Raw genomic sequence first — 22,781 nt, 5'->3', positions numbered from 1 at the left:
TTTCTGCGTAAGTCAAACCATCACAAATAATAAAGGTCTACCTTCACAAAAGTGGAATTAGTCTAGAAATGTTCCATCATCTTTTTGAGAGATTGATAAAGGGTCGCTTGCTCCTGCTCAGAGAAATCTGTCATCATTTCCCGAGTTAGATTGAGATGATGGTTGTGATGCATTTTGAATACCTTTTGACCTTTCTCCGTTAATTCGATCAAGTATGACCTCCTGTCCGACTTGTGAGGAACACGTCTGAGCAGTGCCTTTTTTTCAAGACGGTCGATACTGACTGTCAGAGTCCCGGTTGTCACGCCGAGCTTATCTGCCAGCTTTCTCATTTTTATAGCACCTTCATGGCCAACAATTTCGATGGCATGGTTCTGTGACGTCGTAAGCCCACTATCCTTGACTACTCCATCTTCCCAAGTGGTAAGCTTCTCGTAAAACTCGATTATCGTTTTTGAAAGTTCTTCGGCATCCATCAGCAATCCCTGAACAGATTAGATTGTATAATTATAACAATCGGTAGGACAGTCCCATTAATCTATGCGGAGATACAATACCACAGGAAATATAGATTTTCAAATATCTTGACATTCAAGTTATTCGAGGGTAGTAAGTGCATCAAGTAGTTTGACTATCAAACATAAATGAGGGCAAAAATGATCGGTCGTCATGCAGATTTAAGTATTTACAGAGAGTTATTCCGCTCGGAAGATTTCGTCAAGGTATCCCTGGGAGCCTTCCTCATTCCTCTATCTTTTATTCTTCCTAAAATACAGGTAGTTCCATCCATTGACCTGAGCCTTTTGGATATTGCCCTTCTACTATCAATTGCCGTTAATGGCTTGCCGATAATAGTTGAGGCTGGGAGAGGAATACTCAACAAAGAAATCAACGTGGACGAGCTGGTAAGTATTGCCATCATCGCATGCATGATAAACGGCAATTACCTCGAGGGTGCTGTAGTGAGTGCTATCATGATTTTTGGAGCTCTTGTTGAAGAGGCGGTAAGCGATAGCGCCAGGAACTCCATTCGTAAGCTTATGGCGATTACACCCAAAACGACTACGATCGAGAAAGATTGCAAGGAAATTGAGATAGATATTAAAAATGTTAGGATAGGTGATATTGTAATCATTAGGGCAGGTGACACAATTGCAGTTGACGGTACAGTCACAGAGGGTTCAACTGCGGTTGATGAATCATCCATAACAGGTGAGTCCATTCCGGTGCAAAAAAATTTCGGCGGTCAGGTGTTTGCGGGTACTCTTTGCACCAATGGGTTCATCAAGATCAAGGCCGATAGGGTTGGGAGGGATTCGACAATCGGCAGGATTATCCAGTTGATTGAGGGCGCTGAGCAACAAAAGACTCGAAGTGGTAAAATCGTCGATACTTATGCTGCCTGGTTCACCCCTGTTATTCTTTTCGCTGCAGTATTTACCTATTTCTTTACTTGGGATGTTACCAGAGCAATTACAGTCCTTATCGTAGGCTGCCCCTGTTCTTTTCTACTAGCAAGCCCTGTCACAACAGTCGCTGCCATTGGCAGAGCTGCGAAATCTGGAATAGTGGTTAAGGGAGGAAAATATCTGGAAAATATTGCTGATTCCCGAGGATTTTTCTTTGATAAAACCGGGACCATCACAAATGGTGAGCCAGAAATAGTAGCTATTATTTCTGCTGAAGGGGTGACGAACAACGAGGTGTTGGCAATGGCCGCCGCCCTTGAAAAAGGAAGCTTGCATCCTTTAGGAGCAGCTATTGGAAAAAAAGCCGAAGAATTACAGCTTGACTATGCCAGGGCAGAAGACATACGTACTGAAGCCGGTCAGGGGATTTCAGGTATGGTTGAAGGTCAGCATATAGAAATTGTGACCAGTAGAACCTTAGATGATAACGGATATACCAATATAGATATCGTTGTAGATAGCAGGGTTTTTGGCTCGATCAGCCTGATTGACCGACCTCGCGCTAAAGCTGAAGCGACAATAAAGGCAATACGGGAGTTGGGCATAGAAAAAATTGCCATTATATCTGGAGATCAGAATTCTCCTGTTAGGACGACGGCAGAATCTGTGGGTATTAAAGAGTATTACGCTTCTCAGAAACCAGCTGAAAAACTTGATAGAATAGAAGCTTATACAGAGGGTCTATCGGTTTATATTGGAGATGGGATTAATGACGCTCCGGCTTTGAAAGCTGCAGATACCGGTATTGCTATGGGAACCAGGGGGGCGGATGTGGCACTGGAGACTGCTGATATCGTATTAATGAACGACAGGCTCGAACAATTGCCTTTTCTTATTCAATTGAGCAGAAAGATGTCCCGCACGATACAAATTAATATCTGGTTGAGCTTTAGTATCAATTGTATCGCGGTTATAGCCGGTGCTACAGGCCTGCTTACCCCTATTTGGGGGGCGGTCACACACAACATGGGTTCAATACTTGTGGTAGCCCTTGCCGCATCCATCGGATTCACGAAGGAAAGGCCCCTGGCCTAAAGTGCTGAACAGCAAGGAATCTGGGCAGAAACAGTTAAAATTTTGGACAACAATAAACAAATCTTGAATATCTTGGACTATACTGAAGGACATTCCCAGAAATTGAGATTCCTTATCAGTTCAGGTTGCTGTCTAACAGCACGCAAAGGTCCTCTTGACCTTTTGAGAAGCAATAATTATCTGACAATAAAATATTATTGATAAATACCATATGGTTATATGCTATCAATAAAAGAGATTCTGGAAGTATACGTAATTTCAACCGCTACATTTGGGACCATTTTTTTGGAAAAATTCTTGAATTTTCGGAAGTGTCAGGATGCTCCATTTCGGTCGTGGTATTTGGCCCTGGTCAAGGTAAAAACGTTCAGGAACTATATCAACATCAGGAGAAAATGGATTCTTAGGATAAGAATACTACTAATATCAACCCTTCACACAAAAGTAGTATCTGTCAGATGCTGGATTAAGGGGTTGTAAGCCGGAACCGCCGAAAATTCCGTGGCAGTGCGCTATGCTAAATTTCAACCTCTTTTTTGACTCAAAAAATACAAATTGGTCATGTCTTAGATGATATTTAAACTGACCGGTGTGGTCGTCTTTTTTAAAGGTAGTTTTTCTAAAAACACCTATTTCTGGTGCGTTACATAGATAACGACAAAACCTCTCGGAAATTTCGGCGGTTTGGGCTTACACCCCCTACTTGGGTAAATTAACAAAAAAAACGGGCAGTAGGGAAAGAGATGGAGAGCAATCGGCCTTGTTGCCGTATTACGTCTCGTTGCCGCCCGCACTCTCTTCACCATTTTTGGTACGTTTACGGTTGCTGTTTTTTTAGATTTTCAATGACCATACTGTGGCAAAATCACGCCACTTCTTGAGCAGATGCTCAATAAAAATGTAGGAAATGTTAAAATCGTATTTTAAAACTTCCCACTGAAGATGTATGATCAGGCACAACCGGCAGCGCTTGCTGCTCTTGCGGCTGGATAGCAAGATATGTTTTGGGAATATCATGATAAATTATTTGCTGAGAAAAAGATCATGCAGGCATCTTTTGAACGTATAGCGACTGAGCTTGGATTAGATCTGCAGAAGTTTAAAATGGATATGCAATCAAAAGAGCTTACCAACCGCCTCCTTAATGATATGGTTGAGGCCCAGCAAAATGGAATCACAGGAACTCCGTCCGTCTTCATCAACGGTCGAAAGCTCAAACAGCGTTCCCTCAGCGGTTTTCAGAAACTGATTGACGATTAGATGAAGAAGCTCAATAAGTAAGGGGTATTTATCCCGCTTCTTAACCTACCGATTCCACAACCCTTCGCCTGAAGAGGCGAAGGGTTGTCGGCCTTAGAGCATCCCCTATCTATTGAGACTATTGGAAAACAAATAAACTTGTCGTGCAGCATAGGGAGTAGGAACCCAACTTCCAATTTTACCCAATGGCCTCTACCAATATCATTGACAATAACAACTATCACTATTATATATTAACACATGATCATATGATAATATGAATTCTGTATTCAACCAAAGGAGAAACAATGACGCAGGATATCCGGGTACAAAATGCAGAACTGTGCGAAGTCAAAGCAATTCATGAAAATATTGTCACAGAAGTTACACAAAGAATGCCGAATCAAACGCATGTTCAATCGCTCTCTGCTCTTTTCAAGGTGTTTGGTGATGGCACACGACTTTCAATTTTATGGGCCTTATCTGAATCCGAGATGTGTGTTTGCGATATATGTGCACTACTGAATCTGAAACAATCGGCAGTATCTCATCAGTTGAACAAGCTGAAGATGTCGAGGATTGTCAAGCATCGTAGAGATGGAAAGGTGATGTTTTATTCTCTGACAGATGATCATGTTCGTAAGTTACTTGAAACGGGAATGGAGCACATCTCCGAATAAGTACTATCAAGATAGGGTTAATGTGATGAAGGCAAAAGATACCAAGAAATATAAAATTACAAAGATAGATTGCGCCAACTGTGCTGCAAAAATAGAGGGAAGTTTACAACAGCTGGAAGGTGTAGATTATGCTTCTTTTGATTTTGCAAACCAGATCCTCCATCTACAGGCTGATGATCTGTGCAAAGTTGAAGCACAGATAAAGCTGATAGAGCCCGAAGCGGAGCTCAGCCCCTTGCAACACAGTTCCCCTCAAACTCTAAGTGTACCTACTCCGATAAACTGGTTGAGTTTGGAAACTTTAGCCTTGTTCAGTGCTGTTGTCCTCTTTGGCTCGCAATTAATGCTAGAAAACAGGTTTCATGCCCTTAATATTGTCCCGCTTGAGTTTATCTTGGCTTTTGCTGCGTATCTTCTTGCCGGCTGGAATGTTATTGCCGGTGCTTTCAAGACTATAAGAAGAGGACTGTTTTTCGACGAAAACGTTTTGATGGTTATAGCAACTTGTGGTGCTTTTGCCATTCACGCCTATGCAGAAGCCATAGGCGTCATGATATTTTTCAAGATTGGAGAGTTGCTTCAGGAACGTGCAGTTAATAATTCCCGAAGGTCTATTCGAGGTCTTTTAGCAGCAAGACCAAATACTGCATTACTCAAAACGCCATTTGGATTACAGGAAGTAGCACCTGAAAAGGTTCAGGTCGATAACATAATCCTTGTAAAGCCAGGTGAAAAAATCCCACTTGACGGTCACGTCATTGATGGCAGTTCCCAAGTTGACAACTCGGCATTGACCGGAGAATCTATTCCTGTGACAGTAAACGTTGGGGATAGTGTCTTGGCTGGTGCGATCGCCACAACTGGAGCATTGACTATCCAGGTGAGCAGACCGTTCGAGGATTCATCCATTGCCAAAGTGATGGAGCTTGTAGAAAATGCTACAGCCCGAAAAGCACGAACAGAAAAATTCATTACAACTTTTGCCAGGTATTACACACCAGCCGTGGTTGTGATAGCTGCATGTGTAGCGCTGCTACCACCTCTTTTTTTCGCAGCTCCTTTTGATGTGTGGATCTACCGTGCACTTGTTATGCTGGTTATCTCCTGTCCATGCGCTCTTGTTGTTAGCATACCGCTTGGATACTTTGCAGGAATAGGGCGTGCTTCACGTCGCGGAATACTGATAAAAGGCTCTAATTACATAGATGCACTCACTGCAGTTAAAACCGTTGTTTTTGACAAAACCGGAACGTTGACACGTGGAGTGTTCAAGGTAAGGGAAATAATTCCTAACGGTACCTGGTCCGAACAGGAGATCCTTGAGTTTGCCGCTGCAGCTGAGTTCCATTCAAATCACCCTATTGCGCTCTCAATCTCACAGGCTTTTTCCGACAAAGGCGGTAAACTAGATGAACAAAAGATATCCGGGCATACAGACTATTCAGGCCAAGGAGTATCTGTTGAATATGGTCAATACTCCGTTTTGGTAGGCAACGATCGCATTCTGCAGTCCAATTCAATACCTCACACCAAACTCGAATTTGATACCACTGTAGTCCATGTTGTCATCGATGACACCTATGGTGGCTACATTACTATTGGTGACGAACTGAAGTCTGATACAGTAGAGGCAATCGAAAAGTTGCGCAAGCTTGGGGTAGATCATATTTCCATGTTGACAGGGGACACGGCGAAAATTGCGAGTAAGATTGCCAAACAACTGCAGCTTGACAGTTATTATGCCGGACTACTTCCTGAAGATAAGGTGGAAAAATTCGAATGGCTGAGTCAGGCGACCGTAGATGGAGCCAAAACAGTATTTGTTGGTGACGGGATAAATGACGCCCCGGTTCTGGCAAGATCTGATATCGGTGTTGCTATGGGTGGCCTAGGCAGCGATGCCGCTATTGAAACGGCGGATGTTGTTTTGATGACGGATTCTCCCCTTAAATTGGCTGAAGCAATATCCATTGCTAAGAAAACACGTCGTATCGTCTGGCAGAATATCATTCTCGCTTTCGGGGTAAAGGCTGTTTTTCTTACTATGGGGGCCTTTGGTCTTGCGTCCATGTGGGAAGCTGTCTTTGCAGATGTTGGCACGGCGCTGCTGGCCGTTGCAAACAGTTCCAGAATCCTAAAAGATTAACCTTAAAAATAATACTATGTCTAACAGCAAGAAAAAACATTTATTGGTAGCGGCTTTCATTCTGCTGCTTGTAACGCCTATTGCAGGAAAAAGCGAAGATGCGACACAGAATCCTGTAATTGGCAGCTGTGAAGGGTGTCCTGCAACAACGGATACTAAAGTACTCAAGGGAACACTCGATGTTATTTCATTTAAAGCATCAATGTTGCAGCTGGCGACAGGCACCGGGGCCAAGGTCATCACATTTAGTGATGATACAATTCTGATTGGCACCGAAACCTTCAGCAGTATCGCGTCAGATTCGGATCTTGAAATAGAGTACCTCAACGAAGACGGAGTGCTCCTTGCCGTCAGTATCACGGTTGCGAGTAAGGCACCTATACTTGAAAGCAACCAAATTAACGCAAAGACACTTTCAAAACTCATCTCAGCCAACACAACACCATTTACCCTGATTGATGCCCGGACGGATCAATCCTACAGCCAGGCGCATATCCCCGGAGCTGTTTCCATATACAACGGGGTATTTGCCAAAAACATCGACAAACTCCCGGCCAATAAACAACAGCTTATCGTTTATTATTGTGATGGGACAGCCTGAAAACTCAGTATAAAATCTGCTCGGCGAGCAGAAGAGCTTGGTTATACAAATGTGAAAGTTCTTTTTGGTGGGCTTCCGGCCTGGCAAAAAGCTGGTTTCAGGACGTCGATGGGCAGCACCCCTCAAACAATTGCCTATACTTCTACTCCATTGGAGGGCGTTGTTGATACCAAGGAGTTTATCCAGGTTGCAACTGCCCGGAACGCAGACACAATTCTTCTTGATGTACGCTCAGATGAGGAAGTTGTCGAAGGAGTGGTTACGGGTGCGGTTGCCATCCCAGCGGATGAGATTATGGGTCGACTGGCGGAGATCCCTAACGGTAAGCAGGTTCTCATCTATTGTGCATCTGGTGTACGAGCAGCAATGGTATATTCACTTTTAAAAGACAGGGGATTCTCGGCTAAGTATTTGGATAAGATCGTTACTGTCCAAAATGACGGCTCTTTTATCATCCAGGATCACAGTCAAAACCTTTAACATTTACACACCAGACTTGACCTAACAGGAACTCATTAAAACCGGTACCTGCTAGGTCAAACTATATGAAAAAAATATCATAAAGCTATTTAACCCAGTGCTACATCCAATATCATCATGACAGTGAAGCCTGACATCGTTGCCATCGTTACAATGTCGATATTTTTAAATTCTCTCTGTGATTCCGGAATAAGTCCTTCCACCACTACAAAAATCATTGCCCCTGCTGGAAAGCACAAAGCATAGGGGAGTATTGAAAGCATATTCATAACAAACAAAGCGCCCAATACACCAGCAACAGGCTCAACCATGCCAGATGCTTGACCATACAGGAAGTTTTTCGTTGTTGACAAGCCTTCTCTCCTAAGTGGCATGGAAACAGCAGTACCTTCAGGAAAATTCTGAATACCTATGCCCAAGGCGAGTGCTATTGCTCCTCCAATAGTTGCCGAAGGAAGATCTGCCGCAACAGCCCCGAAAGCAACACCGCCTCTTTCCTTTCTGGCGAATATCGCATGCATGAAACTCCTGCCCCCTCTTGTAATAGGTTTCAGTTCATGCGGCAACTTCCTTGACACAGGGGAATATTTAAATGCAGCAAATACAGAATGTTACAACAATTATGCCAAATGTTCGCTAATCGAACTACTCCTTAATAATGGTGAGTTTGACGAAAAATAAAAAAATCACCAAAAAATAAGAATGAGTTGATCAACTTATTTATTATCAACTTATTTATTATCGACTATTGGATATCGTATTTTTTGATTTTGTTATTCAGTGTGGTTCTGGTGATATTAAGCTGCTTTGCAGCTTCGCTCTTGTTGCCCGAGGTTTTTTTAAGTGTCTGGGTGATAGCTTCTTTTTCGATCTCCTCTAGTGGTAAGCCTGCCATCCCATTCAATTGGCCGTCCTTTAGGTCAATATCCGTAAAATTCTTTGTTATGGAAGGAGGCAATTCTCGTTCAGATATATAATTTCCGTTACACAAAACGACAGCTCGTTCGATAGCATTTTCCAACTCGCGAACGTTCCCCGGCCAGTCATATCTGGTAAAGTAATCCATTGCCAAAGGAGTAAAGTTCACAATGCTTTTTCTGTTCTTCTTCGAAAGTTTATCTAAAAAATGTTTTGCTAATATTGGGATATCATCAGGTCGGTCGCATAATGGAGGTACCTCTAAAGTAACAACATTGAGGCGGTAGTAGAGATCTTCCCGAAATGTTCCTTCTCTCACTCTCTCCTCCAATTGCCTGTTTGTCGCCGCTATTATTCTTACATCTGCATATAAGGTGCTATCACTTCCGACTCGCTGAATTTCACGGTCCTGGATAGCCCTTAAGAGTTTGGCTTGCATGGGAAGGGGAACTTCCCCAATCTCATCAAGAAAAATGGTTCCTTTATTTGCCTGCATGAAACGGCCTTCTCGTCTCTTATCTGCTCCGGTAAAAGCACCTTTTTCATGGCCAAATAATTCAGACTCCAAAAGCGTGTCGGTGAGGGCGGCACAGTTGACAGTCACCAGAGGTTTACTATTTCTGTTGCTACAGCCATGAACCGCTTTGGCAATCAACTCTTTCCCCGTTCCACTTGGTCCCAGGATGAGAATTGTAGCCTCAGATGGAGCAATAGTCTGGATCATTTTTTTAAGTTCTACCATCGACGGGCTTGAGCCAATGATAGAGGCAAGTTCGTCACTGGATGACAACAATTGTTTTAGAGATTTATTCTCCTTCCTTAAAGCTGAATGCTCAAGAGATCTCTCGAGGGTGATCTTAAGATCGTCAAAGTTTAGTGGTTTGGTCAAATAATCATACGCTCCTAACTTCATGGCTTCAACAGCTGTCCCCACTGAAGAGTAAGCGGTCATTATTATTATAGGAATGGCCGGATTAAGCGTTTTAATTTCTGCTAATGCTTCAATCCCACCTATATTTGCCATCCGAACATCCATAAGAATGCAATCAAATGGTTCGTTGCGCACAGCAAGAATGGCTTCAGCCCCATCCTCAGCCTCGGTGGTTTGATATCCCCATCTTTTTAACACCGTCTTGAGCATTGACAGATGCGCTTTGTCGTCGTCAACGATTAAGATTTCATCTTTCATAACAATTTTTAACTATAACGTATTTGGTAAAGTAATTGTGATAGCGGTACCTTTTCCTTTCTCGGAACGGACCGTTATCACACCATCATGGGCTTCGACAATCTTTTGCACTATTGCGAGCCCTAAACCCGTGCCCGTTGTTTTGGTTGTAAAATATGGGTTGAACATTTTGTTCTTTGCCTCATCTGAAAGACCTGTACCCGTGTCCGATATGGTAATTTCTACCTGATTGTGGAGTTGATTCACTTGAGTATGCAACAGCCCTCCTTCCGGCATTGCTTGTATGCTATTTAAATAGATGTTCATTAAAACCTGAGTGAATCGGTCAGGATCTACGAATATATGCTGTATCGTATCAACCATTTCTGATGTGATTTTAACTTTCGAGACTGTTTCTGCGTCTAGTTGCATGAGCCGAATGGTCGTGTTGATAAGAGACTGAAGATCAGTTCGTTGAGGCTTTATGTCAGATGGTCTCGATATTTCAAGTAACTCTGTTATTACCCGGTTGAGTCTTTCTGTTTCACTTATGAGCACTTCGGCAGCTTCTCTATTTTCACTGTCTTCAGAGAATAAACTTTTGAAATATGTAGCATATCCTTTAATGGAACTTAGGGGATTACGCACTTCGTGTGCAACACCGGCAGCCAAATTCCCGATTACCGCTAATTTATCTTTTCTTTGTATTTCAAGTTGCAGTTGTTTGAGTAGAGTTAAGTCTTTGAGAATGTACATGAATCCGACAAATGTCCCATCTTCGGTAATTACTTTGGTAGCAATTACCGATATGGGTATAACCTTGCCATTAATTTGTTTGATTTCCGTTTCGGTTTCAACAACCCCACCATTCGTGGTTGATGTGTTCATTGCGTATATATTTGCGGGTAATATGGCATCTGAATGAAGGCCTACAGCCTCTCGAGTATCAACACCAAGCAGTTTTGAGGCGATCTGATTTATGTAATGAACTTTAAAATCATTGTCTGTGAAAATAATCCCTTCAGGTAGATTAGCGATCATTTCAGAGGAAAACGCGCTGACATTCCGCAGTAATCGCCTTGATCTTGTATAGTTTTGCGCCCAAAAAAGCGAAACAACACCCGCCAGTCCTAAAAGTAACAGTATTCCAGAGAGTACAGCTGTGAATTTGATGTCCTCATGATTTGCTTCTTCAAAAGGTGAGATGTCCATTCCAATAATAATGATGGGCCGTTCATTAGGGTTCAGCAGTTTATCCTCATGTAGACCTGTCATCCATAGAGGGTCACACCAAGCCCCCATGTGGGTTTGCATCATCTTCCCTCTTTGTTGCATCATCTGTGTTCGGTCTGGGCTAGGCAATACCGGTAAAAAGAGTTTGTACACCTCAAAAGCTTGAGCTGAATCATCAATTGTAACGGTTCGCCATTTGACTTCTGCCGTTGCGTCAAGGCTTTTTAAGCCATCAGGGGGGAGAATTCTTTCACCGATTTTACCTGTGATGTTATGGGCCAATATTATGCCGGATGAATCTACAATAGAGATATAGAGAATGTCCTGCTGCATTGCCATTTCCCGTATCAGAGTATCAAGTCGAGGCGATGTGCCAAATTCGCCCATCATTCCCGTCCGAGCCCCCGCTTCAAAAGCTCGAATAAGTGACGCTCCTTTCTCACTCAGGATTTTAACCATATAATCTTTTTCTCGGTTGTAATTCATTATTGCAAGGCTCAGCACAACAACAACCAATATTCCGCTCATCCCAATAACTAACCAAGCAGAAACATTACCAAAATATCGACTAAACCTTTGCAGCATACCTTGTCCTTTCAATAAAACCGGAATAATAGAGTGGTTAAAAATCAAACGTTTTTCGCGCTGACTGTCTAATAATTAATCACTCGTGATGCGTCAAACAAGAAATCATTTCCTGGTATGACAGAGTTTTTTCTGTATCACATTGTAATCATGTCTTATTTTTCATGATTCATCTTATGGCATAGTTACTGCAACCTTAAGATTGCAAACAACGAAATGAGACAATCAAGTCTCACAAAACACCAGGAGATATAAACATGAAAAGTAAACTTATTGCAGCAGTGGCAGCATTGGCAATCATAATTGGTTTTTCAGCGCTGAATGCATCGGCATGGAACAACATGGGCTCTATGATGGATAATGGTCATGGCATGATGTACGGATCAGGTGCTACAGATGCTGCAAGCCAGAAATTTCTCGATGAAACAAAAGGTGTCAGGCTCGCAATCGCAGCGGACCAGGCAGAACTAAGTGCTATAGTGGCCGGACCAAACCCCGACAGCAAACGTGTTCGTGAACTGTCTGAAAACATAGCAACTAATCAGCTGGTTCTTGGAGAAAAATCTCGTGGCTATGGCTATGGTGATGGTCGCATGCACGGGAATCATATGCGAGGCCCCGGAATGATGAACGATGGACACTACAGTGGTTGTAGCTGGTAAAAATCTACCAGTAAACGAAGAAAGGGAACTTTAGTTCCCTTTCTTCAGGTGTTTTTAAATTCAAAACTATGGGCTGCTGATGTGCAATTCGACTAGCGGGTGAATTTGAAGTGATCGTGTGACTCTACCGAAGAGGAAGAGAAATGAAAGCAGCTATTGTACTTGTGTTGATCTTTACAGCGGCAATCCTTTTCACAGGATGTGGTCACTATGGTATGGGCCGACACTATAATAACAACTGGCACAACCAGACAATCCCTGGTTCCCAGAACATGAACGGAAACAGGATGGAACATCAGAGGCCTTATATGAATGGAAACGGAAGACAGAGTCAAGAGACTTACGGGAGATAAAGGCAATCAGCGCTAGGTGATTCCGGATTGTTGAAAACGTTTGGCGGTTCTGTCCTCATTGCAAAACCCCTCTGCACCCTGCGGAGACAGATAAATGTTATGATAAACTTACTCCCAAATTTGTATAAAGGCAGACACAGAGCCTGTCTTTATTATTCCCTGGGAGGGAAAAATAAACTGGAGATTGAACAATGAAAAAAGAAATAAAAAAAATCGCAATCGCGTCAATTCTGGTACTCGGACTTTTTGCAGGTCCCGCTTTTGCACACACCAGTGATACCAAGCTACCGCGGCAGCAGATGGGTGGTAATATGATGGGTGGAGGTATGCAGAGCGGTATGATGGGCATGCAAGGTGGTATGATGGGCATGCAGGGCCAGGGGATGATGGGTGGAAATCAAGGTGACTGGGACGGGATGGGCTGCAACGGCATGATGGGTGGAACCATGATGAACAAGATGACACCTGGTCAGCAACAAGATTTCATGAATCAGACCACGGAACTTCGCAAAGAAATGATGGAATTACGCTTTGCCTATGGGGAAGCCATGCGTAACCCAGCTACCAGTCCAAAGGATTTAGCCAATATAGAAAAAAATATGCTTGAGCTACGGATTAAGATGATGGGCAAGATGCAAAACCTGCAAGCCCAGTAATCAGCTGGTTCTTGAAGAAAAATCTCGTGGCTATGGCTATATGGTATGCGAGGCCCCGGAATGATGAACAATGGCTATTCCAGTGGTTGTAGTTGGTAAAATCGACAAGTAAACGAAGAAGGGGAGCTTTGATTCCTCTTCTTCAGGTGTTTTTAAATTCAAAACTATGGGCTGATGATGTGGAATTGTAATGGTTGGATGGGCGGAGGGCCGTATGGTATCGGTAATTTTTTTATGGGAATTGGTCCTTTTGAAGGCCTTCTGAGTTTACTGCTTTTTGTACTCGTAATTTATTTATTATTTAAAATCGTTAGGTCATTAATCCCAACCTCAAAGGCCACTTCTGATAAAAATGACTCGCTTAGAATTCTAAAAAATAGATTAGCAAAAGGAGAAATCACCCAGGAGGAGTATAGCCGTATGTATGAAATATTGAAAATTTAGTGGTGCATCTCAGCATGTCATTTGAAACCGTGCCTCATTGATCTTTTCCAAGTTCTATCCATACATAAGTTTTCACCCTTAATTACAGCCATTCACGACAAGAACCAGCAACAGGAAAACGTAAATTGTCCTGTTTGCGCAGTGGCCTTAATCTCATTTGCCTAAGGCGAGTGGGTGGCAAAACACTGTGATACTCATTGTGACGTTCTTTGAACCCATCCGTACATATTACCACAGAGTATCATAAAAACACCCCTCCTTAAACCACGCATCCGCTCCAGGCAGGGGATAACCTTTAAAAAAGATTGGAGAAACTATGCGTTTCCAACATTTCATTTCTGTAGTGAGCCTTGTTTTCGTACTTAGCGGCTGTTCGGTAGGACAGATGATGAAGAATAGTTTTCAGGGCAACCGATACTTAGAAAATAAAGATTACGAGCAGGGCGAGGTGACCTTTCGCGAAGCTGTCGCTCAAAACGCCAGCGACCCGCTTGCCAATTATTATTTAGGCCGTTTTCTTCTTGCCCAAAGCAAACCGCAACAGGCCTTGCCGTACCTGGAAAAGGCGGCATCACTCAAGAAGACGGACACCGATTACCTGTTCTGGTATGGAGTAGCGCTGGGTGAGCTTGGGGAAAGTATACAGGAGCGTAAAAGTTACCAAAAGGTGTTGGAGATCAACGGAAAACACTTACAAGCATTGACCTATCTTGGCCACAATCAACTCAAGGCAAAAGAGTATAAAGCTGCTCTTGCCACCTATCAGAAAGTCCTGAAAATTTCGCCGTACAGCCCCTCAGCACTTTACAACAGGGCGTTAATCACCCGACTACTCAAGACACCAGAGGAGAAAGCATACTGGCTGGCCTATCTGTCCAACTATCCATCCGGGGATTTGGCAATCCAGGCAACCGACCATTTAAACCTGTTAGGAGATTTCTCTTATCGCAACCATTTCCTTGGGGGCCGTACGATTACCTTGAAAAAAATCGAGTTTGAACCTTTTACCGAAAAACTTGCTGCAAGTTCATCACCCTCACTTGATGTTGTTGGTGCAACGGCATCAAATATTGGCAAAGGGACACTGCAGGTGATTGTGTATCAGGAAAACAACAAAAAGCTTGCCCGATCTCGAGCCGACAGTATCAAAAAATATCTGCTGGTAAAATTTCCTGGATTGACGAAGGACAGAATTGGCATCAGTTGGTTTGATCAGCCGGAAATTGTGAAAATCCAGGGAAAGAAATTTAAGAACCCCGAATCGGTACAGTTTTTTCTTACCAAATAGGGAGAGAACAGTCGCCTCAGCAAAAAGAAAAAAGGTTGGTTTCCATGAGAAACCAGAATCTCAGACTAAATCAGGTAGCAAATATGTGTCGTTTTCCTGTGACGATCGTACAGAAGGATAAAGCATAGTCAAACACGGAAGACAAGGAAGGGAAAAGCATGAAGAGTGAAAGTGATGAAGACCTCGTTCATCTTATACTGAAGGGAGAGGTACAGATCTATGCCGAAATTGTCGAACGCTATGAACGGCCTGTTTATAACCTTATGTACAGATATTGCCGCTCCGAGCAGGAGGCTGCCGATTTGAGCCAGGATGTTTTTCTTCGTGTATATGAAAGGCTGGCTTCTTTTAACAGCAATAAGAGATTTTTCCCCTGGATGTATACCTTGGCTGTAAACAGGGTCAAGGATTGGCAGCGGAATAATTCGGTAAAACGGCGGAAATTGGCTGAGCTGCGATGGGATGTCCCGATAACCGAAACCGGCTCGCAACAAGAAACAAAGTTGCTTGACCAGGAAGAGGCTCAAAGCTTGTATGGGGCCCTTGACGAGCTTCCGGATATAACGAGAGAAATGGTTTTATTGCGCTACCAGCAAGAGTTATCTATTACTGAATTAGCTGATATTTTTAAAGTTTCGGAGAGTGCGGCAAAGATGCGGATAGCGCGTGGGCTTGACAAGATGAAGTCTGTTTTGGGAGGAGAACGACATGAACGAACAGTCAAAGAAACAGTCGCAGCTTGAACATGGACTTCGATATCTGCCCGGCAGGAGACCGCCGATTGATTTGCAGAAAAGAATAATGGCTGCTCTACCGAAAAGAAAAGAACCATGGTTCAGACGTATGAGCCGGTTGATCGTCATGGGTTGGGCGCAGCCCTTCTCCCCTTTTCGCACTGCTGTAGGTACAGCCTGCCTGATTCTGGTTTTTTTCGGAGGCATGCAGTTTGACCAGCTTTTACACCGCGATGCAGCTCCTCCTGTTAAGCTGACGGTAGCTGAGCAGAACATGAATGGCGAAGCATATTTCTATCTTGGCCGAAGCTTGCTGGCAGCAGGTCAAGCTGCAGAGGCATTGGATGCCTTACGTCGTGCCGAAATGTTGCAACCTGATAATCCCCAATATACCCTCTGGCAGGGGGCAGCACATCGTGCGCTCGGCGATGTTAATGAGGAACAGCAGAGTTATCAACGGTTGATTCTCAAGAGACCGGATTTACTACCAGCCCGGTTAAACCTTGCCAATAATCTATTGCAAAATGGTCAGCTTTCCCAAGCCGAACAGCTCTATGGCCAAGTCTTAGATCGTGATCCGGTGGAAAAAACAGCCCTCTACAACCTGGCACTTGCTTTACATCTGCAGGGTAATCGTGATGCAGAGGCCGAAGCTTGGAAGAGATATCTCAACTCTTACCGGACAGGAACCTCTTCATATCAGGCACTTCAGCACCTCCACGAACTTGGTGATTATAGCTATCGCAGTTATCAACTTGGATATAGAACCATCATTCTTAATCAGGAGCAATTACTCGACACTCAAGGTTCCGGACAGGAGAGAGAAATTAATTATCTTGTCCGCCAATTTGATAAACGCTCGCAGGGTGAGTTGAATATTGTGGTTTTCATGCAGGATAATGCTCAACAGGCCAAACAGGTTGCCAGTTCTCTACGTAATGCAATAACCGAAGAGGCTGCCGGACCAGATAAAACCCCTGTTCGTATCAGCTGGTTTGGTGAAGCAGAGCCAATGGCGACTATGGACAAGGAAAACGTTAATCTACCAAAAGGAGTACTGATTTTCAGTGCTCCGGAACTTAATGAGAAAAAGGAGAACAGAATATGACAAAGAAAAAGAAATATTGCGCAGCAGTACTGCTGGCATTGTCGGTGGGAATGATTTCGCAGCCAGTTCTAGTGTCTGCGGCAACCACAGATACGCCGCAGTCAACCTCGATGGCAGTAAAGGATTTGGAGAATGAGACACCTGCGTTTCATAATCCAGCCGACGCCCTGCGGGCTGCAAATCGGGCCGAAAAGGCGGCTATGAGTAATAATTCTTTGAAAAATTCTCTGGGTGAGGTGGAAAAAGCCCAGGAAACTATGGCAAAGACGATGAAGAGTGGTGACCAGAGCGCCATGGCTGCTGCCAGGGTGGGGCTGGAAAAAGCAGAAGGGAGCTATATGCGCGAACTAGCAGATATAAGCGGAGTGAGTGAAGCTGATATTGCCTCCATGCATGATTCCGGCATGGGCTGGGGGCAGGTTGGACATGAACTCGGTGTGCATCCTGGTGTGCTCGGATCTGGACATAGCGGTGAGAAATCAAAGCATCAGGAAGGAATGGCAACAGGACCGACTCATATCGGTGGTGTGGATGCACGTGAACTAAGAGAGGCAACGGCAATAAATATGGCGTCTGGTTCGTCTCAAGGTCATGGAGTAGGGATTCAATCCGGCGTTCACAACTCGGGGACAGGGAGTAATCGAGACACCGGTGGAATATCCGGTGCTGGTGGCATGAACCACCGCAGTGGGCAGCAAGACACTATGGGGAGCAACAATAGTGGGCATAGAAACGATTCCGGTAATGACAATAACAATCACTCAGGAAACAGTGGTGATTCTAACGGTTCAGGCGGATCATCTGGCGGCGACCACGGCGGGTCATCCGGTGGATCGTCAGGCGGATCATCCGGGGGTGACCACGGAGGGTCATCCGGCGGTTCTGGCGGGGGTGGTCATGATTAGAGAGCATGCAAAATCAATTGCCCATTCTCTGCGCACGGCAATCACAGTGTGAGTAGAAGAAATAGCGAACGGCTCAGTCGGCGTCAGTTGGTTTGATGAGCCAGAGCCAATCGAAACTTTGACAATGGAAAAATCAACCTATCAAAAGGGGTGCTGATTTTCAGTGCCTTGAAAAACAATCCTAACATGGAGTACAAGATATGAATAAAAAATATTACGCTATGGTAGTACTGGCATTGTCGGTTGGAATGATTGCACCGGCAGTAATAGTGTCTGCGGCAACTCAAGCTGAGCGGCCGTCGGTTTCATCGGCTGCAGATGATACGGGAAATAGTAAACCTAAATCTGCGAACTCGGCGGAAGCGTTACGTGCTGAAAACCGCACTAAAGAAGCGGTAAACAGCACTAACAACATGAACAACAACATGCATGATGATTCAGTTGGACGAGGAGGATCAGACGGTTCCGGTGGTCATGGTGGTTCTGGCGATTCCGGTGATTCTGGTGATTCTGGTGGTCATGGTGGCTCCGGCGGTTCTGGCGGTTCTGGCGGGGGTGGTCATGATTAAGGAGGGCGGTGCTAACCTGACACATTAGTTGTGGACGTCCTTCTCTTTTTACCTTTGCAATGTAAAAACTGAGACAGGGGAAGGCTGGCTCTCTGAGGAGAGCCAGCCTGGTAATAAGCAGTTGATTGCATTAGGTAAACATTTCCCCCGCCGTTCGACTTGATGCTTAACAACGAGCTGTGCAAGTTCGGTGCGGGGAAAGCGATTAAGCTGGATTACCACTTAAACAAATGATGACAACTTGCAAAGACACATTGAAAATCGGCGATGTACTTGACCAGAAATGGGTCATTCTTGAGTTCATTGATCGAGGAGGAATGGGCGAGGTGTATCGAGCCCATCAGAATAACCTTAATCGTGAGGTCGCGATAAAGGTTATTTCAAGAGAGTGGCTCCAAGCTACTGACAATGGTGACGAAGATGTTGAGACTTTAGCCCAACGATTTAGGCGGGAAGTGCAATCAATGGCTCAGATTAGTCACCCAAATGTCATACAGGTCTATGACCACAATTCTATTACCGTAGAAATGTGCGGTGTCGATACACCGGTCGAATATATCGCCATGGAATACATACCTGGAGGGACTTTACGTGCCACGATGTCTGAGGAAGGCTTTTATCCTGAAAAGGATGATCTTAAGGGTTGGATTCTAAATTTTTTTTTACCGGTACTCTCAGGCGTTCAAGCTTTGCATGACAGCGGTATCGTGCATCGAGATCTAAAACCAGAAAACATACTGATGGACCGCGACACCCCAAAGATAGCAGATTTTGGGTTAGTGAGATCACACAGGTCAAAACCGATAACCCAATCAATTGAGGTAAAAGGTTCACCTCACTACATGTCTCCTGAGCATTTTCTGGATTTTAAAAGAGCGGATCACAGATCTGACGTCTATTCGCTTGGAAAGATACTCTATGAGGTGGTTGACGGAAAAATAAAGACCAAGACTATTCCGTTTCATAGCGCTCACCTTGCACAAACTGAATCTTCTTTTTTTGAACGACTGGATCGAATCATTGCTGGAGCCACAGAAGAGAAGCTTTCTGAAAGAACAAACTCAGTAACAGATCTGCGGAATCAACTTGTTGAACTATTATTAGATGATGAATCTGAAGGAAAACAATCACAAACCACTGAAAAACGACCAAACGCGAAGTTCTTTTCAAATCCAAAGTGGATCTGGGTGGGCATTATTACAGCAACACTTTCCGTTGCACTCATGACCCTCTGGCATATTTTTGGTGGAACAAGCCAACCTGTAAGCAAACATCCGCAAGAAATTATTCAACTAACAAAAGATGGTAAGGAATTAACATCTAATGTGGCAAGCAATAGTGAAAACAAAGAACACATGGACAAACAGCACCTGATACCGAAAGGCAGGCTTGTTATGCCGACAACTTTAGAAGCGGTCTCAGGCCAGCAGATTGAGATAGCCTCGTTTTACATGGATGAATTCCTGGTAACCAATCAACAATTTGTTGAATTCCTGAATCACAATTTATCCAGAATCAAACTGGATAATGGTGTTGTAAAAGGTGACGGTGCGAATTGGTATCTTTTAGGCGAAGTGCGTGAAGGCTATAAACCGATTGAATACCAAAATGGTGAGTTTCATGTGGTTGACTTTGCATATGCTTCCAGACCTGTACTTCGTGTGACCGGATTTGGAGCAGCTGCTTTTGCCAACTTTTTCGACAGACGGTTACCGAACGAAACGGAATGGCTCTATGCAACTATAAAAGGAGCTGCCAGTCCTCAATCTAGTTTGAACGGAGCCGCTGCCGAAACTATCGGTTCGAATTCAATAAATATAGAAGGCATGATGAACAACATGATGGAAAGTGATTGGCATAAAGATAAATTAATTACCGACCAAAAGGATCGAACCGACAGCGAAATCACGAGAACCACTAGCAACACATCGAAAGAACCTCCTCCAGCCGTATTCTTCAAACAGAATGAATTCGGTGTTCGTGCCCTAAACATGGGCATCGGCGAATGGGGACTTCGAACTTTGTCGAATATTTCAAAAGACAAATTACAAGACAATCTGTTTATTGTTGTTGGCACCTTGGAAGCCCATATAAAAGAGGATAACTCTCCGCCATCGGTGGTGTCTCGTTTCCCATGGGAAGGTTTTGAGGAAGTTGGTTTCAGGACAGTTAAGACAGCTATATCCGAAAACTGATTGTTAAAGGTCTGCCGATGAGAATAGCAGTGATGTCAGATATCCATGGAAATATTGAAGCTTTCGAGGAAGTTTTGAGGGATATCGACGATTCTTATATTGACCGTATAATTAACCTGGGAGATAGCATTGGCTATGGCCCAGATCCAGAAAAAGTTCTGACACTAATTAAAAATCGGGATATTTTAGATATTCTTGGCAACCACGAACAGGCAGCGTTGGATAAAACACTCCGACATTATTTCAAATCGGATGCTCGTAAATCCCTTGAACAAACCATGAGGTTCTTAACACCTTCATTGCTTACATACCTTTCGGAACTTCCAGAATTTCGACTTTTCAATATGGCACTTTTTGTGCACGGGTGTCCTCCAGCCTCATGCGATACCTACTTGAATTACCTGTCGAATCGTGGAATAAAAAATATTTTTAAATCTTACAATAATACAATAGCCTTTGCTGGCCATACGCATAAACTGATGTTAATCAGCTACAATGGCGAAGCGGTGAGCTTTCATGAGTTAAACGATCTTCCAGTTAAACTTGAAGGGAATATCCGTTACATCGTCAATGTCGGTAGCGTTGGGCAGCCAAGGGACGGTGATTCAAGAGCAGGGTATGTAATTTGGGATACCATTCTAAACAGCTTGGAAGCAAAACGCATTCCATATGATATAAAGTCGACAGCTGATAAAATTATACAGCGAGGGTTTCAGCAGAAAGATGCAGACCGATTATTTTGAAATATCAATCATCTGTAATGACTTATAAATGATCAATAAAAAACCTCGATATGTTCATGAAGAGGAACCTCGTGCTAAAAAATCAAATATTAAAATCCTTTTCATAGTGATACTGGTGGGGGCTATAGCATCCCTCCATTATTCAACGCAGTATTAAGAAGTACGGTGATTAGCCGACATAAAAGCAAGATTACCACACAATAACATATTGTAATTGTATTTTTTTTCCTAGTTCAATGTCGGATGTCAGGCGTACTCCTTAATATAGCCAGATATATCATCATATTATTTACCGGGAGCTCTATTTCCTTCCGCTGGTTTTAGGCGGATTTCTGGTTACACAAAACTTCCTTCTATTGAAGTTTTACGTTCATCAATGAGAAGCATACTTGACAATCTATTAGATACACAATTGAACAGGTAGCTGTAGCGACCTGCAATGGTAAACGCCAGGACCCAAAATCAGGGCAAAATTTTCTGGGGTTTGGGCGTAGCCCCCCGAGTCGGTTGTTTTGTAATTTCGACCCCGCCGATTTCAATGTTGATCGCATTATACGCGCACACCTTGCTACAGGCAAAACAGGAGATGCATTCCATATCGTCAGGTGCTTCATTGAAGCGCACCCCCATAGGACAAACATCATGGCAGGCTGCGCAATTGGTGCATCTGACTGGATCAAGTCGCAGCCTGACCAGTTTGATTTTATTGAACAGGCCGTAAAAGGCTCCAAGAGGACAGGACGTTCGACAGAAAGGGCGACTGGCTAAAACGGACCAGACAATAAAGAGAATGAGGAAAAGAACCTTGATTACAAAAATCAGACCTAAATTTGCTCGAAGTCCTGGCTGTAGAATAAGCATTGGGAAACCGGCTTCCAGTGTACCAGCTGGACAGAAATACTTGCAAAAGGAAGGAGCCCCAAGGCCATATTCATCAAGTGCAAAAAGGGGCAAAAGGATGACCATAACAACCAAAAGGACGTATTTTATATAGCGCAAGTGACGCCAGATATTAAATTTAGGTGAAGGAATTTTAAAAAGAAGCTCCTGTAAAAGTCCAAATGGGCAGGCCCACCCACAAACCATTCTGCCAACAAAACTGCCGATTACCCCCATGGTGCCAACTACATAAAACCCTACAAATAATTGGCCGCTCTCAAGGGCCATCCGAATCCCAGCCAGGAGTTGCTGCAAGGCACCAAGAGGGCAATACGTTGTCGCGGCCGGACAGGAGTAACAGTTAAGTCCTGGCGAACAAAGCACCTTGAGAGGGCCCTGGTAAATCCCTCTTGTAACCGGAAAACTCCAGAACCCATTTGTAAGAAGAAAAACCAGGGCTTGAACCCATTTACGGACGAGATCCATAGAACCCAACCTCAGCCGATACCTATGCATTCCAAACAAATCTGGGTTGCCTGCTGAAGTACCCTTGCTGGCTCTCCCAAACTGATTCCAATAGCGCCAAGGACAAGGAAAATAAATATTGCCACAAATGGTGCTATCTTGATTTTCTGTTTTGTCGCTTTATCGTTTTGTTTTTTCATTCTAATCCCAATCTCCAGCACTACAA

The 22,781-nt window shown here is 43.8% G+C and carries 21 protein-coding genes and 1 pseudogene; 16 read left to right on the top strand and 6 right to left on the bottom strand.

What is annotated here, in order from left to right; genetic code table 11:
- Positions 1-62: 62 nt before the first annotated feature.
- The gene (locus FCL48_RS04975; protein WP_136871142.1) at positions 63-476 is read right to left on the bottom strand and encodes a MarR family winged helix-turn-helix transcriptional regulator; all 414 of its coding nucleotides are present in this window, start codon (positions 474-476) and stop codon (positions 63-65) included.
- Positions 477-656: 180 nt separating this feature from the next.
- Here FCL48_RS04975 and FCL48_RS04970 point away from each other — a divergent pair, with 180 nt between their 5' ends.
- The 6 genes from FCL48_RS04970 (at position 657) to FCL48_RS04945 (ending at position 7,650) form a co-directional block, all read left to right on the top strand.
- Positions 657-2,504 carry a cation-translocating P-type ATPase gene (locus tag FCL48_RS04970; RefSeq protein ID WP_169309086.1) on the top strand — a complete coding sequence of 616 codons (1,848 nt, stop codon included), beginning with the start codon at positions 657-659 and terminating at the stop codon, positions 2,502-2,504.
- A gap of 999 nt (positions 2,505-3,503) precedes the next feature.
- Positions 3,504-3,764: a DsbA family protein gene (locus FCL48_RS04965; protein WP_136871140.1), complete on the top strand. Its 261-nt coding sequence runs from the start codon at positions 3,504-3,506 to the stop codon at positions 3,762-3,764.
- Between the two features lie 287 nt (positions 3,765-4,051).
- Complete coding sequence (locus tag FCL48_RS04960; protein ID WP_136871139.1) at positions 4,052-4,423, top strand: helix-turn-helix transcriptional regulator; 372 nt, start codon at positions 4,052-4,054, stop codon at positions 4,421-4,423.
- Between the two features lie 25 nt (positions 4,424-4,448).
- Entirely contained in the window at positions 4,449-6,569 is a 2,121-nt protein-coding gene (locus FCL48_RS04955; RefSeq protein ID WP_136871138.1) for a heavy metal translocating P-type ATPase, read from the top strand.
- Positions 6,570-6,585: 16 nt separating this feature from the next.
- A complete protein-coding gene (locus FCL48_RS04950; RefSeq protein ID WP_136871137.1) occupies positions 6,586-7,170 on the top strand; it encodes a rhodanese-like domain-containing protein in 585 nt (194 codons plus the stop codon).
- A 51-nt stretch (positions 7,171-7,221) separates the two neighbouring features.
- Positions 7,222-7,650, top strand: a complete 429-nt coding sequence (locus FCL48_RS04945; RefSeq protein WP_136871136.1) for a rhodanese-like domain-containing protein — start codon at positions 7,222-7,224, stop codon at positions 7,648-7,650.
- 89 nt (positions 7,651-7,739) lie between these two features.
- On the opposite strand, the pseudogene FCL48_RS04940 reads toward FCL48_RS04945, so the two are convergent.
- From FCL48_RS04940 to FCL48_RS04930, 3 genes and pseudogenes are all read right to left on the bottom strand, one after another.
- Positions 7,740-8,138 (bottom strand): annotated as a pseudogene (locus FCL48_RS04940) (ZIP family metal transporter); the annotation flags it as partial.
- Positions 8,139-8,395: 257 nt separating this feature from the next.
- A complete protein-coding gene (locus FCL48_RS04935; protein ID WP_136871135.1) occupies positions 8,396-9,757 on the bottom strand; it encodes a sigma-54 dependent transcriptional regulator in 1,362 nt (453 codons plus the stop codon).
- Between the two features lie 12 nt (positions 9,758-9,769).
- Positions 9,770-11,554 carry an ATP-binding protein gene (locus FCL48_RS04930; protein ID WP_136871134.1) on the bottom strand — a complete coding sequence of 595 codons (1,785 nt, stop codon included), beginning with the start codon at positions 11,552-11,554 and terminating at the stop codon, positions 9,770-9,772.
- A 257-nt stretch (positions 11,555-11,811) separates the two neighbouring features.
- Between FCL48_RS04930 and FCL48_RS04925 the strand changes: the two genes are divergently transcribed.
- The 10 genes from FCL48_RS04925 to FCL48_RS04880 all read left to right on the top strand — a co-directional run bounded on the left by FCL48_RS04925 (position 11,812) and on the right by FCL48_RS04880 (position 21,211).
- Positions 11,812-12,216, top strand: a complete 405-nt coding sequence (locus FCL48_RS04925; RefSeq protein ID WP_136871133.1) for a hypothetical protein — start codon at positions 11,812-11,814, stop codon at positions 12,214-12,216.
- Between the two features lie 544 nt (positions 12,217-12,760).
- Positions 12,761-13,225: a hypothetical protein gene (locus FCL48_RS04920; protein WP_136871132.1), complete on the top strand. Its 465-nt coding sequence runs from the start codon at positions 12,761-12,763 to the stop codon at positions 13,223-13,225.
- Between the two features lie 174 nt (positions 13,226-13,399).
- On the top strand, positions 13,400-13,669 hold the full coding sequence (locus FCL48_RS25850; protein WP_136871131.1) for an SHOCT domain-containing protein: 270 nt from the start codon (positions 13,400-13,402) through the stop codon (positions 13,667-13,669).
- 385 nt (positions 13,670-14,054) lie between these two features.
- A complete protein-coding gene (locus FCL48_RS04910; protein WP_169309084.1) occupies positions 14,055-14,957 on the top strand; it encodes a tetratricopeptide repeat protein in 903 nt (300 codons plus the stop codon).
- 158 nt (positions 14,958-15,115) lie between these two features.
- Entirely contained in the window at positions 15,116-15,700 is a 585-nt protein-coding gene (locus FCL48_RS04905; protein WP_136871129.1) for an RNA polymerase sigma factor, read from the top strand.
- Complete coding sequence (locus FCL48_RS04900) at positions 15,666-16,799, top strand: tetratricopeptide repeat protein (RefSeq protein WP_136871128.1); 1,134 nt, start codon at positions 15,666-15,668, stop codon at positions 16,797-16,799. Before FCL48_RS04905 ends, FCL48_RS04900 begins: the two co-directional genes overlap by 35 nt.
- Positions 16,796-17,704 carry a hypothetical protein gene (locus tag FCL48_RS04895; protein WP_136871127.1) on the top strand — a complete coding sequence of 303 codons (909 nt, stop codon included), beginning with the start codon at positions 16,796-16,798 and terminating at the stop codon, positions 17,702-17,704. The genes FCL48_RS04900 and FCL48_RS04895 overlap by 4 nt, the downstream gene beginning before the upstream one ends.
- 200 nt (positions 17,705-17,904) lie before the next feature.
- Positions 17,905-18,273 (top strand): hypothetical protein, encoded by a 369-nt coding sequence (locus FCL48_RS04890; RefSeq protein ID WP_136871126.1) that lies wholly within the window; start codon positions 17,905-17,907, stop codon positions 18,271-18,273.
- Positions 18,274-18,527: 254 nt separating this feature from the next.
- Positions 18,528-20,468, top strand: a complete 1,941-nt coding sequence (locus FCL48_RS04885; RefSeq protein WP_169309083.1) for a bifunctional serine/threonine-protein kinase/formylglycine-generating enzyme family protein — start codon at positions 18,528-18,530, stop codon at positions 20,466-20,468.
- 17 nt (positions 20,469-20,485) lie between these two features.
- Positions 20,486-21,211: a metallophosphoesterase gene (locus FCL48_RS04880; RefSeq protein ID WP_136871124.1), complete on the top strand. Its 726-nt coding sequence runs from the start codon at positions 20,486-20,488 to the stop codon at positions 21,209-21,211.
- Between the two features lie 462 nt (positions 21,212-21,673).
- Here the strand turns inward: FCL48_RS04880 and FCL48_RS04875 are convergent, their stop codons facing one another.
- Together FCL48_RS04875 and FCL48_RS24925 are read right to left on the bottom strand one after the other, a co-directional pair.
- On the bottom strand, positions 21,674-22,576 hold the full coding sequence (locus tag FCL48_RS04875) for a 4Fe-4S binding protein (RefSeq protein WP_136871123.1): 903 nt from the start codon (positions 22,574-22,576) through the stop codon (positions 21,674-21,676).
- 11 nt (positions 22,577-22,587) lie between these two features.
- Complete coding sequence (locus FCL48_RS24925; protein WP_169309081.1) at positions 22,588-22,755, bottom strand: CD1871A family CXXC motif-containing protein; 168 nt, start codon at positions 22,753-22,755, stop codon at positions 22,588-22,590.
- Positions 22,756-22,781 lie beyond the last annotated feature (26 nt).

It is taken from the genome of Desulforhopalus sp. IMCC35007 (genome assembly GCF_005116575.1).
Classification (GTDB): domain Bacteria; phylum Desulfobacterota; class Desulfobulbia; order Desulfobulbales; family Desulfocapsaceae; genus Desulforhopalus_A.
The sequence above is the reverse complement of the archived record's forward strand: the minus strand, read 5'-3'. Positions and strand labels throughout refer to the sequence as shown.